This is a genomic window from Leclercia sp. 119287, assembly GCF_009734485.1.
In the GTDB taxonomy this organism is placed as follows: Bacteria; Pseudomonadota; Gammaproteobacteria; order Enterobacterales; family Enterobacteriaceae; genus Enterobacter; species Enterobacter adecarboxylatus_C.
On sequence record NZ_CP046445.1, the window covers coordinates 4,563,918 to 4,578,541 of the forward strand.

At 61.3% G+C, this 14,624-nt stretch carries 17 protein-coding genes; all 17 read left to right on the top strand.

The window, feature by feature from the left end:
* Positions 1-2: 2 nt before the first annotated feature.
* From GNG27_RS21985 to GNG27_RS22065, 17 genes are read left to right on the top strand one after another with little or no spacing between them, the layout of a single operon-like run.
* A complete protein-coding gene (locus tag GNG27_RS21985; protein ID WP_156264810.1) occupies positions 3-1,076 on the top strand; it encodes a methyltransferase in 1,074 nt (357 codons plus the stop codon).
* A 47-nt stretch (positions 1,077-1,123) separates the two neighbouring features.
* Positions 1,124-1,846, top strand: coding sequence for a beta-ketoacyl synthase chain length factor (locus GNG27_RS21990; RefSeq protein WP_156264811.1), 723 nt, complete (start codon positions 1,124-1,126; stop codon positions 1,844-1,846).
* On the top strand, positions 1,843-2,658 hold the full coding sequence (locus GNG27_RS21995) for a 1-acyl-sn-glycerol-3-phosphate acyltransferase (RefSeq protein WP_156264812.1): 816 nt from the start codon (positions 1,843-1,845) through the stop codon (positions 2,656-2,658). The genes GNG27_RS21990 and GNG27_RS21995 overlap by 4 nt, the downstream gene beginning before the upstream one ends.
* Positions 2,639-2,896 carry a phosphopantetheine-binding protein gene (locus GNG27_RS22000; RefSeq protein WP_106995276.1) on the top strand — a complete coding sequence of 86 codons (258 nt, stop codon included), beginning with the start codon at positions 2,639-2,641 and terminating at the stop codon, positions 2,894-2,896. Before GNG27_RS21995 ends, GNG27_RS22000 begins: the two co-directional genes overlap by 20 nt.
* A 13-nt stretch (positions 2,897-2,909) precedes the next feature.
* Positions 2,910-3,164 carry an acyl carrier protein gene (locus tag GNG27_RS22005; RefSeq protein WP_142487442.1) on the top strand — a complete coding sequence of 85 codons (255 nt, stop codon included), beginning with the start codon at positions 2,910-2,912 and terminating at the stop codon, positions 3,162-3,164.
* 6 nt (positions 3,165-3,170) lie between these two features.
* Positions 3,171-3,758, top strand: a complete 588-nt coding sequence (locus GNG27_RS22010) for a hypothetical protein (RefSeq protein WP_156264813.1) — start codon at positions 3,171-3,173, stop codon at positions 3,756-3,758.
* Positions 3,751-5,112 carry an acyl-CoA synthetase gene (locus GNG27_RS22015; protein WP_156264814.1) on the top strand — a complete coding sequence of 454 codons (1,362 nt, stop codon included), beginning with the start codon at positions 3,751-3,753 and terminating at the stop codon, positions 5,110-5,112. The genes GNG27_RS22010 and GNG27_RS22015 overlap by 8 nt, the downstream gene beginning before the upstream one ends.
* Entirely contained in the window at positions 5,099-5,452 is a 354-nt protein-coding gene (locus GNG27_RS22020) for a hydroxymyristoyl-ACP dehydratase (protein ID WP_156264815.1), read from the top strand. The genes GNG27_RS22015 and GNG27_RS22020 overlap by 14 nt, the downstream gene beginning before the upstream one ends.
* On the top strand, positions 5,443-7,134 hold the full coding sequence (locus GNG27_RS22025; RefSeq protein ID WP_156264816.1) for a glycosyltransferase: 1,692 nt from the start codon (positions 5,443-5,445) through the stop codon (positions 7,132-7,134). Before GNG27_RS22020 ends, GNG27_RS22025 begins: the two co-directional genes overlap by 10 nt.
* Before the next feature lie 3 nt (positions 7,135-7,137).
* Complete coding sequence (locus GNG27_RS22030) at positions 7,138-7,560, top strand: thioesterase family protein (RefSeq protein ID WP_156264817.1); 423 nt, start codon at positions 7,138-7,140, stop codon at positions 7,558-7,560.
* The gene (locus GNG27_RS22035) at positions 7,557-8,162 is read left to right on the top strand and encodes an outer membrane lipoprotein carrier protein LolA (protein ID WP_156264818.1); all 606 of its coding nucleotides are present in this window, start codon (positions 7,557-7,559) and stop codon (positions 8,160-8,162) included. The genes GNG27_RS22030 and GNG27_RS22035 overlap by 4 nt, the downstream gene beginning before the upstream one ends.
* Positions 8,131-10,449 (top strand): MMPL family transporter, encoded by a 2,319-nt coding sequence (locus tag GNG27_RS22040; protein WP_156264819.1) that lies wholly within the window; start codon positions 8,131-8,133, stop codon positions 10,447-10,449. The genes GNG27_RS22035 and GNG27_RS22040 overlap by 32 nt, the downstream gene beginning before the upstream one ends.
* On the top strand, positions 10,446-11,030 hold the full coding sequence (locus GNG27_RS22045; RefSeq protein ID WP_156264820.1) for a DUF3261 domain-containing protein: 585 nt from the start codon (positions 10,446-10,448) through the stop codon (positions 11,028-11,030). Before GNG27_RS22040 ends, GNG27_RS22045 begins: the two co-directional genes overlap by 4 nt.
* A gap of 1 nt (position 11,031) precedes the next feature.
* On the top strand, positions 11,032-12,198 hold the full coding sequence (locus GNG27_RS22050) for a beta-ketoacyl-[acyl-carrier-protein] synthase family protein (RefSeq protein ID WP_156264821.1): 1,167 nt from the start codon (positions 11,032-11,034) through the stop codon (positions 12,196-12,198).
* Positions 12,195-12,668 carry a 3-hydroxy-fatty acyl-ACP dehydratase gene (locus GNG27_RS22055; protein WP_156264822.1) on the top strand — a complete coding sequence of 158 codons (474 nt, stop codon included), beginning with the start codon at positions 12,195-12,197 and terminating at the stop codon, positions 12,666-12,668. Before GNG27_RS22050 ends, GNG27_RS22055 begins: the two co-directional genes overlap by 4 nt.
* Entirely contained in the window at positions 12,665-13,396 is a 732-nt protein-coding gene (locus GNG27_RS22060) for a 3-ketoacyl-ACP reductase FabG2 (protein WP_156264823.1), read from the top strand. The genes GNG27_RS22055 and GNG27_RS22060 overlap by 4 nt, the downstream gene beginning before the upstream one ends.
* Complete coding sequence (locus GNG27_RS22065; protein WP_156264824.1) at positions 13,393-14,622, top strand: beta-ketoacyl-ACP synthase; 1,230 nt, start codon at positions 13,393-13,395, stop codon at positions 14,620-14,622. The genes GNG27_RS22060 and GNG27_RS22065 overlap by 4 nt, the downstream gene beginning before the upstream one ends.
* The last annotated feature ends 2 nt before the right edge of the window (positions 14,623-14,624 follow it).

Sequence of the window (14,624 nt, forward strand, 5' to 3'; positions counted from 1 at the left end):
GCATGTACGAAAAGGACACCCTCAGCGCACTGGAGGCCATCACCGAAGCGCAACGTATCGCCTTTGCCCCGATGCTGTTTCAGACCGCGCTCTGTCTGCGTAACAACGGCATCCTCGCCTGGCTGGATAAACAGGGCACGCGCGGCGCTTCTCTCGAGGAGATCGTGGCGAACAGCACGCTCAGCGAATATGGCGCTGGCGTATTGCTGGATATGGGATTAAGCGGGCGGATAGTGACCCACAGCGAGGGGCGATATTATCTGGCCAAAATTGGTCACTATCTGCTGCATGACAGCATGACCCGCGTCAATATGGATTTCACCCAGGATGTTTGCTATCAGGGCCTGTTTCATCTTGCCGATGCATTGAAAGCGGAAAAACCGGCCGGGCTCGCTGTCTTTGGTGAATGGCCGACCATTTATCCGGCACTCTCCGCCCTACCCGAACAGGCGCAGCGGAGCTGGTTTGCTTTCGATCACTTCTATTCCGATGGCGCATTTGATGCCGCGTTACCCTATATATTCGCAAGCTCGCCGACAAAATTGTACGATGTCGGCGGAAATACGGGTAAATGGGCGCTACGCTGCTGTCGTTACGATGAAAATATCGCCGTGACGCTGCTCGATCTGCCGCAGCAAATTGCCCTGGCCCAGGAAAATATCGCAAAAGCAGGATTATCTCATCGTATTGGGCTCTATCCTGTCGATATGCTTAGCGACGCTGCTCTGCCGGATGACGCTGATATCTGGTGGATGAGCCAGTTTCTGGACTGCTTCTCTCCCGATCAGATTGTGACCCTGCTGAGCAACGTGGCGAAGGTGATGAAGCCAGGTGCCCGCCTGTGCATTCTGGAGCTGTTCTGGGATGCGCAACGATTCGAAGCGGCCTCCTTTAGCCTGAACGCAACCTCGCTCTATTTCACCTGTATGGCGAACGGCAACAGCCGTTTTTACAGCGTAGAGAAATTTTATCACTATCTGGAGAGAGCAGGATTCCGGGTAGAACAACGGCATGACAATCTCGGTGTGGGCCACACCTTATTGATTTGCCAGAAAATAAACAATAACGCGACCTGACCTTCGGCTGCGTTACTGGATAACGGGTTTATCGCGGACGCGCGCAGATGAAATTTGCACTTAACATTCTCGACTGGCAAGCCAGAGCGCCAGGCCTTAGTGATGCCAGCCACTGGCAGGCATGGTCACAGGGTTTGCATGCCATCGATCCTGCTGCGCCGCAGGCCAAACTGTCCGAACTGCCGATGATGACCGCCCGCCGCCTCAGTTCCGGCAGTAAACTGGCGGTCGATTGCGGTATGGCGATGGTGCGAAAGCATGCCATTGATGCCGTGGTTTACACCAGCCGTCACGGTGAGCTGGAGCGTAACTATCGCCTCCTGCATGCGCTGGCGACCGGGCAGGATGTTTCCCCGACCGATTTCGCCATGTCGGTCCACAACTCTGCGGTGGGCAATCTGACTATCGCGGCGCGTCAGCCGATTGTCTCGTCATCCCTCTCCGCCGGAATGGACACCTTCCAGCAGGGGTTGTGTGAAGTGCTGAGCCTGCTGCATGCCGGATATACGCGGGTATTAATGGTCGATTTCGATGGCGCCCTGCCCGATTTTTACCGCTCTGCACTCCCGCCGCAGATGCCGACCTGGCCCTATGCCCTGGCGCTGGTCATCGAAGCCGGTGACACTCTGCGCTGCGAAACGCAATCCGTCCGTTGCCCCGAAGCGCTCTCGCTGCCGCAGAGCCTGCTGTTCCTGTGCCACTACCTGCGAGACGATCGGCAGTTTGTGGTGCCCGGCGAGCGCCTGCTGTGGCAGTGGACCCGCGCATGATACGCGTAAGGGCGGCCCTCAGCCGCGGCTGGCGGCTGGTGATGACCGGCTTGTGCTTCGTGATGTTTGGCGCGGGCGGACTGCTGCTGTCGCTGGTGTGGTTCAACCTGCTGAACCTGGTCCAGCGCGATCGCGTGCGTCGTCGTCGCCTCGCCCGACGCAGTATTGCCGCCAGCTTCCGTGCTTTTTTAACCGTCGCCCGCACCCTCGGCGTGCTCGATTACCGCTTCAATAACCTCGACGCGCTGCGCCACGAACGCGGCTGTCTGGTAGTGGCGAACCACCCGACGCTTATCGACTACGTGCTGATCGCGTCGGTGATGCCGGAAACCGACTGCCTGGTGAAAAGCGCCCTGCTGCGTAACCCTTTTCTCAGCGGGGCGATCCGGGCGGCCGATTACCTGATCAACAGCGAAGCCGACGCCCTGTTAAGCGCCTGTCAGCAACGGCTGAGCCAGGGCGACACCCTGCTGATCTTCCCGGAAGGGACGCGCACGCAGGCGGGGAAAGCCATCACGCTGCAACGCGGTGCGGCCAATATTGCCGTGCGTTGCGCCAGCGACCTGCGGGTGGTGCTCATCCACTGCAGCGAGCACCTGCTTGATAAACACAGCCGGTGGTATGACATACCGCCAGACAAACCCTTTTTCACGGTCGATGTCCGTGAGCGGGTCAATATTAGTGATTTTTACGATGCAGCAGTACAGGAGCCAGCCCTGGCGGCAAGACAGCTCAACCGGCACCTGCAGCATCGCTTAACATCCGGTCTTCAATCTTTGTCAGGAATGAATGATGCAAGCGCTCTACCTTGAAATTAAAAATCTTATCATTACTACCCTCAATCTGGACGAATTGACCGCAGAGGATATCGATACGGATGCCGCGCTGTTTGGCGATGGGTTGGGCCTTGACTCGATCGATGCCCTTGAGCTGGGCCTGGCGGTAAAAAACCAGTACGGCGTGGTGTTGTCTGCCGAAAGCGAAGAGATGCGTCAACATTTTTACTCCGTCGCCACCCTGGCCTCTTTCATCACCGCCCAACGCGCCTGAGACCGAATTTACCATGACTACAGAACACAAATCCGTTTATCAGGAAGTCACCACTCTCCTGATCACCCTGTTTGAAATTGCGCCGGAAGCCATCACCCCGGAGGCGCGCCTGTATGAGGATCTGGAGCTGGACAGCATCGACGCCGTCGACATGGTTGTTCACCTGCAGAAACGAACCGGCGCCCGAATCAAACCGGAAACCTTCAAGTCGGTACGTACCGTGCAGGACGTAGTGGATGCGGTAGAAAAGCTCCTGCGTGAAGCATAAGACACCATGCGTGGCGGACGATCCTTCCCGGCAATCCCACTGCTGACGGGGTTAATGCTGGTCGCATGGCCCTTTCTGATTGGCTTCGGGCTGTCGCACAACAGCCTGCACTGGCTGCTGCCGCTGATGGCAATCCTGCTGCTGTTCCGTTTTCGCCAGGCGCGGCTTAATTCCGGGCCGATGCGCTATGTGACTCAGAGCGTTGCCCTGGCGGGTATCGTCCTGTGCGCCGCCAGCTACCTCCTGAAAGCGCATCAGTGGCTGCTGTTCTATCCGGTGATCGTTAACCTGGCGATGCTGGCCGTTTTCGGCGGGTCGCTGTGGACGGCGATGCCGCTGGTCGAACGGCTGGCGCGACTGCGGGAACCGAATTTATCCCCTTCCGGTGTGCGCTATACCCGCGTTGTCACCCGGGTTTGGTGCGGCTTTTTCATCTTCAACGGGGGAGTGGCGCTGTTCACCGTGTTGCGGGGGGACATGCGGCTCTGGACGCTGTGGAACGGCATGATCGCCTATATCCTGATGGGAACGTTAATGGCAAGCGAGTGGATGGTGCGTCAACGGATGATCAAAAAAGAGCAGCGCGATGCATAACCCCCTCCCGCTGAGCCAGTGGCTGAACGCCCCACGCCCGGACGACACCCCTGTCGCCTGGTCTGGCGATCGCTGCTGGACGCTCGGGCAGCTGCGTGACGACGTCAGCGCCCTGACGGCCTGTTTGCAGCAGCAGGAAGGCGATCGCTGGGCGCTCTGTTTTGACAACAGCTATCTGTTTATCGTTGCCCTGCTGGCAACGCTGCATGCGGGCAAAACCCCGGTGCTGCCCGGACACAGCCGGGAATCGCTGCTGGAGGAGCAGCAGGGACTGTTCAGCGGCGTGCTGAGCGACAGGACGCTGAGCTTCCGGGGCCGCCTGCTGGTGGTCAGCTCTGCCCGCCGCTGTGCGCCGCCGTTCATGCCGCTGCCGGCCATTGATGACGCCCGCGTTATCGAACTGTTCACCTCCGGCTCGACCGGAGCCCCTGAACGGATCGTTAAGCGTGTCGCCCAGCTCGATCGGGAAGCCAGGCTGCTGGCAGCCCGCTTTGGCGAGCGGCTGAACGGCTGCTGCGTGGTCTCCTCGGTTGTGCCCCAGCATCTGTACGGCCTGACGTTTCGCATTGTATTGCCGATGGCGCTGGCGCTGCCGCTGCATGCGGAGATGATCTCCTATGCCGAACAGCTGGCGGCCGTGGATCATACCCGGCGCTACCTGTTTATCAGCAGCCCGGCGTTTCTGAAGCGGCTCGATACGCAGCTCGCTCCGCCGCCCGTTGCCGTCCTGGTCTCGGCCGGAGGCGTACTGATGTGGGAGTCGGCCTGCAATACCCACCGTTGGCTGGGACTCTGGCCGGATGAAATTTACGGCAGTAGCGAAACCGGCGTCCTCGCCTGGCGTTACCGTCAGGCGGACAAATGCCTCTGGCAACCCTTCCCCGGGGTGACCTTTAGCCGCGATAATGGCGCCCTGCGCGTCACCTCGCCGCTGATCGATGAGGCGGACGGCGTTCTGCTCGACGATATTCTGCACGTCGGGGATGATGGTCAGTTCAGCCTTATTGGCCGCCAGGGACGGGTGGTGAAAATCGAAGAGAAACGCATCTCGCTGACCGAGGTTGAACAGCGTCTGCTGGCGCTGGACGGCATCTGCGAAGCGGCGGCGCTGCCGGTTACGCGCGGTGGACGCCAGGGCGTTGGCGTACTGCTGGTGCTGGGTGATGCCGCGCGTCAACAGCTGCACCAGCGCGGCAGTAAAGCGCAGATCATGGCCTGGCGACGCGCCCTGCGGCCGTGGCTCGAACCGGTCGCGATCCCTCGCTACTGGCGCATCATTGATGAAATGCCGGTAAACAGTATGAACAAGCGTGTCTATGCGCAGTTACAGGAGTTATTTCATGAAAATCCATGAAATCGAGCGCCATCAGGCACATCCGCAGCATCTTGAGATCGTCCTGCACCTCGATCCGGCGCTGTTCTGGTTCCAGGGCCATTTTGCCGTGCAGCCGCTGCTGCCCGGCGTCGCCCAGCTTGACTGGGTAATGCACTACGCCACCACGCTGCTGGCACCGGAGTATCGTTTTCACAGTATCCAGAACGTTAAATTTCAGGCACCGCTGCTCCCCGATGCCACCGTAACGTTGACCCTCGACTGGAACGCGGAGCGCCAGACCCTCACCTTCAGCTATCAACGCCACGACGGTGAACAGCGCCTCCTGGCCAGCAGCGGGAAGATTCGCTTATGCCGTTAACCTTTCGCCCCTGCATTCTGATCCCCTGCTACAACCATGGGGCGATGATGGCGAATGTTCTGAGCCGTCTGGCGCCGTTTCAGCTGCCGGTAATTGTGGTCGACGATGGTAGCGACGCCAGCACCCGTCAGGAACTGGATCGCCTGGCTGTCGACAATGCGCAGGTGACGCTGGTGCGGCTGATACACAACGCCGGCAAAGGGGCGGCGGTGATCCGTGGACTGAAAGTCTGCGCCGGGGCAGGTTTTACCCATGCGGTGCAGGTAGATGCCGACGGCCAGCATGCCATTGAGGACATCCCCCGGCTGCTGGCGCTGGCAGAGCGCCACCCGCAGGCGCTGATCTCCGGCCAGCCGGTCTTTGATGACTCGATCCCCCGCTCGCGACTGTATGGCCGCTGGATCACCCATGTCTGGGTCTGGATCGAAACCCTGTCATTGCAGCTCAAAGACAGCATGTGCGGCTTCCGGGTCTACCCGGTGGCCCCGACGTTACAGGTCATCAACAGCGTGCCGCTCGGCAAGCGAATGGATTTTGATACCGAAATCATGGTGCGCCTCTACTGGCAGGGCAATACCAGCTATTTTCTGCCCACCCGGGTGACCTATCCGCAGGATGGCATCTCCCATTTCGATGCCCTGAACGACAACCTGCGCATCTCCTGGATGCACACCCGGCTGTTCTTCGGCATGCTGCCGCGCATCCCTTCCCTGCTCTTTCGCCGCCGCAGCCAGCACTGGGCGCAGCAGCAGGAGGTGAAAGGCCTGTACGGCATGCGCCTGATGTTACGGGTCTGGCAGCTGCTCGGGCGCAGGGCGTTTACCCTCCTGCTGTGGCCGGTGATTGCCGTCTACTGGCTGACGGCCCGCCCGGCCCGCCAGGCATCGCAACAGTGGATCGCCCGCGTGAGCGAGACGCTGGCGCTGCGCCAGCAGCCAAAGCCCGCGCGCCTGAACAGCTTTTTCCACTTCCTGCGTTTTGGCAATGCGATGCTGGATAAGGTCGCCAGTTGGCAGGGCGAACTCAGACTGGGCAGGGACGTGGTCTTCGCCCCTGGCGCACGGGAAAAGCTCGATCTTAGCGTGCCTGAGGGCAAGCTGCTGCTGGCCTCCCATCTCGGCGATGTCGAGGCGTGCCGCGCCCTGGCGCAGCTCGACGGCGGCAAGACCATCAATGCGCTGGTCTTCAGCGATAACGCCCAACGCTTCAAACAGATTATGCAGGAGATGGCGCCGCAGGCCGGGCTGAACCTGATCCCGGTGACCGATATTGGCCCGGAGACCGCCATCCTCCTGAAAGAGAAGATCGATCGCGGGGAATGGGTGGCGATCGTCGGGGATCGGATCGCCGTCGATCCGCAGCGCGGCGGCAGCTGGCGCGTGGTATGGAGCGACTTTATGGGCCAACCTGCGCCGTTTCCTGAGGGGCCATTTATTCTCGCCTCGCTGATGCGCTGCCCGGTGATGCTGATTTTCGCCCTGCGCCAGCAGCAGAAACTGCATATCCACTGCGAAGACTTTGCCGATCCGCTGCTGTTGCCGCGCAGCGAGCGCCAGCAGGCGTTACAGCAGACCGTCGACCGTTATGCCCAACGGCTGGAGCACTTTGCGCTGCAGGCCCCGCTCGACTGGTTTAATTTTTTCGATTTCTGGCGTCTGCCGGATGCCAAAGAGAAGGAGTAAAGGGTGCTGACCGATCCCCGCTTTACGACCGAAGTAGAACTGACCGTGCCGTTTCACGACGTCGATATGATGGGCGTGGTCTGGCATGGCAACTATTTCCGCTATTTTGAGGTTGCCCGCGAGGCCCTGCTCAACCAGTTCGATTATGGCTATCGCCAGATGAAGGCATCCGGCTATCTCTGGCCGGTGGTCGACACCCGGGTGAAATACCGTGATGTCCTCACCTTTGAGCAACGGATCCGCGTCCGGGCCCATATCGAAGAGTTTGAGAACCGCCTGCGTATCGCCTATCAGATTTTTGACGCCACCAGCGGCAAACGGACCACCACCGGCTACACCATTCAGGTGGCGGTGGAAGAGAAGAGCCGCGAGTTGTGTTTTGTCAGCCCGGCGATCCTGTTTGAGCGTATGGGAGTTACGCCATGAAGAGATTATTGCTGCTTGCCCTGCTGATCAGTCCGTGGGTCAACGCCGTCACGCTGGATGAATTACAGCAGCGCTTTACCGAACAGCCGGTAGTACGCGCCCACTTTGAGCAGACCCGCACCATCAAGGATCTGCCCCAGCCGCTGCGATCCCAGGGTGAGATGCTGATCGCCCGCGACAGCGGGCTGCTGTGGGATCAAAAAGCCCCTTTCCCGATGACGCTGCTGCTGGACGACAAACGGATGGTGCAGGTCATCAACGGCCAGCCGCCGCAGACCATCACCGCTGAAAACAACCCGCAGATGTTCCAGTTCAATCACCTGCTGCGCGCTCTGTTCCAGGCGGATCGCAAGGTGCTGGAGGAGAATTTCCGCATCAACTTTAAAGATCTTGGTGAAGATCGCTGGTCGCTGGTGCTGACCCCCACCACCACACCGCTGGACAAGATTTTCGCCTCGCTGGATCTGAGTGGTGCAACCTATGTGGAATCCATCGTGCTGAACGATAAGCAGGGCGATCGTACCGCTATCGCCCTCTCCCGCCACCAGCTCACGCCCGCCAGCCTGACCGATGCCGAACGCCAACGCTTTGCCGCACCGTAACGCCCGACGCCCGGCCCTGGTGTGGGCCGCGGTATGCCTGGTGCTGCTGGGCATGCTGCTGACGCTGCTGCCGGGGGCGCGGCTGAACAGCAGCGTGCTGGCGATGCTGCCCAAACAGAGCCTCGGGGCGATCCCCCCGGCCCTGAACGACGGCTTTATTGAACGCCTCGATCGTCAGCTGGTGTGGCTGGTCAGCCCCGGAAAACAACCCGACCCGCAGGTGGCGCAGCATTGGCTGAGCCTGTTGCAGGGGGCGGGATCGCTGCACGAGGTAAAAGGGCCGATGGACGCCGCCGGGCAGAAAGCCTGGGGGGCGTTTTTCTGGCAGCACCGCAACGGCCTGATCGACCCTGCCACCCGCGCACGCCTGCAAAACGGCGGCGAGGCGCAGGCCCAGTGGATTTTATCCCAGCTGTACTCGGCCTTCTCCGGAGTCAGCGGTAAAGAGCTGCAAAACGACCCGCTGATGCTGATGCGCGGCTCCCAGCTGGCGCTGGCACAAAACAGCCAGAAGCTACGGCTGATGGACGGCTGGCTGGTGACAAAAGACGATGCCGGAAATTACTGGTATCTGCTGCACGGCGAGCTGGCCGGTTCGTCGTTCGATATGCAACAAACCCACCGGCTGGTGACCCGGCTCCACGACCTCGAAAGCCAGCTGAAAACGCAGTATCCGCAGGCGCAGCTGCTGTCGCGCGGCACGGTGTTTTACAGCGACTACGCCAGCCAGCAGGCAAAGCAGGATATCTCGACCCTCGGCGTCGCCACCGTGCTGGGGGTGATCCTGCTGATTGTGGCGGTGTTCCGCTCCCTGCGCCCGCTGCTCCTGTGCCTGCTCTCCATCGCCATGGGCGCGCTGGCCGGCACGGTCACGACGCTGCTGCTGTTTGGTGAACTGCATTTGATGACCCTGGTGATGAGCATGAGCATCATCGGCATCTCGGCGGACTACACGCTTTATTACCTGACCGAGCGGATGGTTCACGGCGGCCAGGACTCGCCGTGGCAAAGCCTGGCGAAAGTGCGCAACGCCCTGCTGCTGGCGCTGCTCACCACCGTGGCGGCCTATTTCATCATGATGCTGGCGCCCTTCCCGGGCATCCGCCAGATGGCGGTGTTTGCCGCTGCGGGCTTAAGCGCCGCCTGCCTGACGGTCATTTTCTGGCATCCGTGGCTGTGCCGCGGCTTACCGGTGCGTCCGGTTCCGGCGAGGGCGCTCATGCTGCGCTGGCTGTCGGCATGGCGCGACAGACGCGTGTCGGTTGGCCTGCCGGTTGCGCTGGCCCTGGCCGCTCTCGCGGGTATCGCCACGCTGCGGGTGGATGACGATATCGCTCAGCTACAGGCCCTGCCGCAGGATATTCTGGCTCAGGAGAAAACCATTACCGCCCTGACCGGGCAGCGTGTCGATCAGAAATGGTTCGTGGTGCATGGCGCATCGGCCCAGCAGACGCTGGAGCGGCTGGAGGCCTTTACCCCGACGCTGGCCCGGGCGCAGCAGGCGGGTGACCTGAAATCCTGGCGCACCCTGCCGCTGAACTCGCTGGCGCAGCAAGAGCGCGATCTGGCGCTGCTGCGCCAGGCGGCTCCGGCAGTGACAAGGGTCCTGCAAAACGCCGGGATGACGACGGTATCACCGGATTTGAATGCCACCCCGGTGCAGGTCGATACGTGGCTTGCCAGCCCGGCCAGTGAAGGCTGGCGTCTGCTGTGGCTCACGTTGCCCGGCGGCGAAAGCGGCGTGCTGGTACCGGTGGATGGGGTGAAAAACAGCCCGGCGCTGCGCGAGCTGGCGGAGCAACATCCGGGCGTGGTGTGGATGGATCGCAAGGCGAGTTTCGACAGCCTGTTTGCCCTCTACCGCGCAGTGCTGACCGGCCTGCTGGTTGTCGCCCTGGCGACGATCGCCTGCGGTGCCATGCTGCGCCTCGGCTGGCGTAAGGGGCTGATAACCCTCGTGCCCTCGCTGGTGTCGCTGGGCTGCGGCCTCGCCGCGCTGGCGGTCTCGGGTCATCCGGTTAACCTGTTTTCCCTGCTGGCGCTGGTGCTGGTACTCGGCATCGGGATCAACTACACGCTATTCTTCAACAACCCGCGCGGCACGCCGTTGACCTCGATGCTGGCCATTACCCTGGCGATGATGACCACCCTGTTAACCCTCGGCATGCTGGTATTCAGCGCCACGCAGGCGATCGGCAGTTTCGGCATTGTACTGGTCAGCGGTATTTTCACCGCCTTTCTGCTGGCTCCTCTGGCGATGCCAGCCCAAAAAGAGAGAAAACAATGATCACCCCTTTTTACCGCGCCGCCGCCCTGATCGGCGCGCTGTTGCTGGCCGGTTGCAGCCACACGGCCCCGAAGCGTGACGATGCCCGACCGCAGGCATGGCTCCAGCCGGGTACCCGGGTGACGCTACCGCCGCCGGGTATTACTCCGGCGCTGAGCTCCCAGCAGTTGCTGACCGGCAGCTTTAATGGCAAGACCCAGTCGCTGCTGGTGATGCTGAATGCCGATGCGCAGAAGGTGACCCTCGCCGGGCTGTCATCGGTGGGTATTCGCCTGTTCCTCGCCACCTATAATGAAACGGGCATCCATACTGAACAGTCGATTGTTGCGCCAGAGCTGCCTCCGGCCAGCCAGGTGCTGGCGGACGTGATGCTCAGCCACTGGCCGATCGACGCCTGGCTGCCGCAGTTGCCGAAGGGCTGGACGTTGCAGGATCGCGGCGACCGTCGCGAGCTGCGCAATGCCGACGGCAAGCTGGTGACGGAGATTGTCTACCTGCAGCGCAAAGGCAAGCGCGTGCCGATCAGCATCGAACAACAGGTGTTCCACTACCACATCACCATTCAATATCTGGATGACTGAGATGATCTACATTTCTGCCGTTGGCCTGATCAATGCCCTGGGCAATTCGCCTGACGAGATTGCCGCTAACCTGACGCGCGGCGTGGCCCCCGGCATGCGCCTGCGCAGCGGCTGGCTACAGGGTCAGGATGCGGTGCTGGGCGGCGTCGACGGCGAGTTGCCTGCGATCCCGGAAAGCTTTGCCCTGCACCGCTCGCGCAATAATCAGCTCCTGCTGGCGGCGCTGGCGCAGATCCAGCCTGTCGTGGATGAGGCCATTGCCCGCTACGGCCGTGACCGGGTGGCGGTGGTCATGGGCACCAGCACCTCCGGGCTCGACGAGGGCGACGAACATGTGCGTCTGTCGATGAGCGGCGAAGCCAGCGTCAACTGGCGCTACGCTCAGCAGGAACTGGGCGATCCCTCGCGCTTTCTGGCGAACTGGCTCGGTCTGGAGGGCCCGGCTTACACCCTGTCGACCGCCTGCTCCTCCAGCGCGCGGGCGATCATCAGCGGGCGTCGGCTGATTGATGCCGGGCTGGCAGATATCGCTATCGTCGGCGGGGCAGATACGCTGAGCCGGATGCCGGTGAATGGCTTTAACAGCCTTGAGTCACTCTCCACCACGCTGTGCGAGCCCTTTGGCCGTGACCGGCGGGGGATCACCATTGGCGAAGCGGCAGCCCTGATGGTTCTCACCCGCGAGCCGCAGCCGGTGGCGCTGCTGGGTACCGGCGAGTCGAGCGATGCGTACCATATTTCCGCCCCCCATCCACAGGGTGAAGGGGCCATCAGCGCCATTAACCAGGCGCTGAAGGAGGCCGGAATAAAACCGGATGAGGTGGGCTACATCAATCTGCACGGTACGGCAACGCCGCTGAATGACCAGATTGAATCGCAGGTGGTGCACGATCTGTTTGGTGAGGTGGTGCCCTGCAGTTCCACCAAGCACCTGACCGGCCATACGCTGGGGGCGGCGGGGATCACCGAAGCAGCGCTGAGTTGGCTGATCCTGACCCGTGACCTCCCCTTACCCGCCCAGGATTTCACCCGCTATACACCGGATCCGACGCTCGCCCCCTGCGGCGTGCTGCATCAGCCCACCGCGCTGAAAAAAGCGGTGATCTTGTCAAATTCGTTCGCCTTTGGCGGCAATAACGCCAGCATCCTGCTGGGGAGAGTGTCATGAGTTATTTATCCCCGACCGAGTATCTGCCCCACGATGCCCCCATGCTGCTGCTGGAATCAGTCCACAGCGTGACCGCTGAGTCTGCCGTCTGCCGCGTCACCGTCAGTCCGCAGGGCGTGCTGGCGCCCTTTCTGAATACCGCGGGCGATCTGCCGGGCTGGTACGCCCTTGAGTTGATGGCCCAGACCGTTGGCATCTGGTCAGGCTGGCACCGTCAGCAGAAGGGTCAGGAGAGCATTTCGCTCGGCATGGTGCTGGGGGCGCGGGAACTGGTTTGCGCCGCAGGGTGCTTCCCGGCCAGCAGCCTGTTAACCATCACGGTCACGCTGCTGATGCAGGATGAACGCTTTAGCAGCTTCGAGTGCGCCATCCTTACCGATGAAGAGACGCTGGCAACCGGGCGCGTCAATACCTTCCAGCCAGGCCAGCAGGAATTAGCATCACTGTTTAAACAGGGAGTAAGTCAATGAGTCGTTCCGTTCTGGTCACCGGTGCCAGCAAAGGCATTGGCCGGGCTATCGCCCTCAAACTTGCCGCAGACGGGTTCACCCTCGGCGTGCATTACCACCGCGACGTCGCTGGCGCACAGGACACCCTGAATGCTATTGAGCAGGCGGGGGGAAACGGGCGTCTGCTCTCGTTTGACGTGGGCAATCGCGCGCAGTGCCGCGAGGTGCTGGAGCAGGATATGGACGTTAACGGTCCCTGGTATGGCGTGGTCAGCAACGCCGGGATCGCCCGGGATGGTGCCTTCCCGGCGCTCAGCGACGAGGACTGGGACAGCGTGATCCACACCAATCTCGACAGCTTTTACAACGTCATTCACCCCTGCATCATGCCCATGATTGGTACCCGCAGAGGCGGACGTATTATTACTCTGTCGTCGGTTTCAGGGGTGATGGGCAACCGCGGCCAGGTAAACTACAGCGCGGCCAAAGCGGGTATTATCGGTGCCACCAAAGCCCTGGCGATGGAGCTGGCGAAGCGCAAAATCACCGTCAACTGCATCGCACCCGGGCTGATAGATACCGGGATGATCGAGATGGAAGAGGCCGCGCTGAAGGAGGCAATGGCCATGATCCCCATGAAACGGATGGGTCAGGCAGACGAGGTGGCCGGACTGGCCAGCTATCTGATGTCGGATATTGCGGGCTATGTGACCCGCCAGGTGATCTCCATTAACGGGGGCATGTTATGACGCGTCGGGTGGTGATTACCGGCATGGGGGGCGTGACCGCCTTCGGTGAAGAGTGGCTGTCGGTTTCTGCCCGCTTGCTGGAGTATAAAAACGCGGTACGCAAGATGCCGGAGTGGACGGTGTATGAGGGTCTGCATACCCTGCTGGCGGCACCGATCGATGATTTTACCCTGCCGGAGCACTACACCCGCAAGCGCATCCGCGCCATGGGCCGCGTGTCTTTACTGTCGACCCGCGCCACCGAAATCGCGCTGGCGCAGGCCGGGCTGATTGGCGATCCGATCCTGACTCAGGGCGAAACCGGCATTGCTTACGGCTCGTCGACCGGCAGCACGGGCCCGGTCAGCGAGTTCGCCACCATGCTCACCGAGAAGCACACCAACAACATCACCGGCACCACCTACGTGCAGATGATGCCGCACACCACGGCAGTCAATACCGGCCTGTTCTTCGGCCTCCGCGGGCGGGTGATCCCGACCTCCAGCGCCTGTACCTCCGGCAGCCAGGCGATAGGCTATGCGTGGGAAGCCATCCGCCACGGCTATCAGACGGTGATGGTGGCAGGAGGGGCCGAAGAGCTCTGCCCGTCGGAAGCGGCGGTATTCGATACCCTTTTCGCCACCAGCCAGCGTAATGACGATCCGGATGCCACCCCGTCACCCTTCGATATCCAGCGCGATGGGCTGGTAATTGGCGAAGGGGCCGGAACGTTGATTCTGGAAGAGCTGGAGCATGCGCAGGCGCGTGGCGCGACTATTTACGGAGAGATCGTCGGCTTCGCCACCAACTGCGACGCGGCGCACATCACCCAGCCGCAGCGGGAAACCATGCAGATCTGCATGGAAAAGTCGCTGCGCATCGCCGGACTGAGTCCGCAGGATATTGGCTACATTTCGGCGCACGGCACCGCCACCGACCGGGGGGATATTGCCGAAAGCCTGGCCACCGCCGCCGTGTTTGGCGACAGCGTACCTGTCTCGTCATTGAAGAGTTATTTCGGCCACACGTTGGGTGCCTGCGGTGCGCTGGAAGCCTGGATGAGTCTGGAGATGATGCGCGAGGGCTGGTTCGCACCGACCATCAATTTAAGACAACCAGATGAGCAATGCGGCGCGTTAGATTATATTATGGGGAAAGCCCGTCACATTGATTGCGAATATCTGCAAAGCAATAACTTCGCGTTCGGCGGCATTAATACTTCCATAATCATTAAACGCTGGGCGTGACT

Excerpts from the sequence above, each read along its gene's own strand:
- GNG27_RS22025 (WP_156264816.1), top strand. The coding sequence starts at position 5,443 with ATGCCGTTAACCTTTCGCCCCTGCATTCTGATCCCCTGCTACAACCAT.
- GNG27_RS21985 (WP_156264810.1), top strand. The coding sequence starts at position 3 with ATGTACGAAAAGGACACCCTCAGCGCACTGGAGGCCATCACCGAAGCG.
- GNG27_RS22045 (WP_156264820.1), top strand. The coding sequence starts at position 10,446 with ATGATCACCCCTTTTTACCGCGCCGCCGCCCTGATCGGCGCGCTGTTG.
- GNG27_RS22065 (WP_156264824.1), top strand. The coding sequence starts at position 13,393 with ATGACGCGTCGGGTGGTGATTACCGGCATGGGGGGCGTGACCGCCTTC.
- GNG27_RS22015 (WP_156264814.1), top strand. The coding sequence starts at position 3,751 with ATGCATAACCCCCTCCCGCTGAGCCAGTGGCTGAACGCCCCACGCCCG.
- GNG27_RS21995 (WP_156264812.1), top strand. The coding sequence starts at position 1,843 with ATGATACGCGTAAGGGCGGCCCTCAGCCGCGGCTGGCGGCTGGTGATG.
- GNG27_RS22005 (WP_142487442.1), top strand. The coding sequence starts at position 2,910 with ATGACTACAGAACACAAATCCGTTTATCAGGAAGTCACCACTCTCCTG.
- GNG27_RS22040 (WP_156264819.1), top strand. The coding sequence starts at position 8,131 with ATGCCGAACGCCAACGCTTTGCCGCACCGTAACGCCCGACGCCCGGCC.
- GNG27_RS22060 (WP_156264823.1), top strand. The coding sequence starts at position 12,665 with ATGAGTCGTTCCGTTCTGGTCACCGGTGCCAGCAAAGGCATTGGCCGG.
- GNG27_RS21990 (WP_156264811.1), top strand. The coding sequence starts at position 1,124 with ATGAAATTTGCACTTAACATTCTCGACTGGCAAGCCAGAGCGCCAGGC.
- GNG27_RS22010 (WP_156264813.1), top strand. The coding sequence starts at position 3,171 with ATGCGTGGCGGACGATCCTTCCCGGCAATCCCACTGCTGACGGGGTTA.
- GNG27_RS22020 (WP_156264815.1), top strand. The coding sequence starts at position 5,099 with ATGAAAATCCATGAAATCGAGCGCCATCAGGCACATCCGCAGCATCTT.
- GNG27_RS22055 (WP_156264822.1), top strand. The coding sequence starts at position 12,195 with ATGAGTTATTTATCCCCGACCGAGTATCTGCCCCACGATGCCCCCATG.
- GNG27_RS22000 (WP_106995276.1), top strand. The coding sequence starts at position 2,639 with ATGCAAGCGCTCTACCTTGAAATTAAAAATCTTATCATTACTACCCTC.
- GNG27_RS22035 (WP_156264818.1), top strand. The coding sequence starts at position 7,557 with ATGAAGAGATTATTGCTGCTTGCCCTGCTGATCAGTCCGTGGGTCAAC.
- GNG27_RS22050 (WP_156264821.1), top strand. The coding sequence starts at position 11,032 with ATGATCTACATTTCTGCCGTTGGCCTGATCAATGCCCTGGGCAATTCG.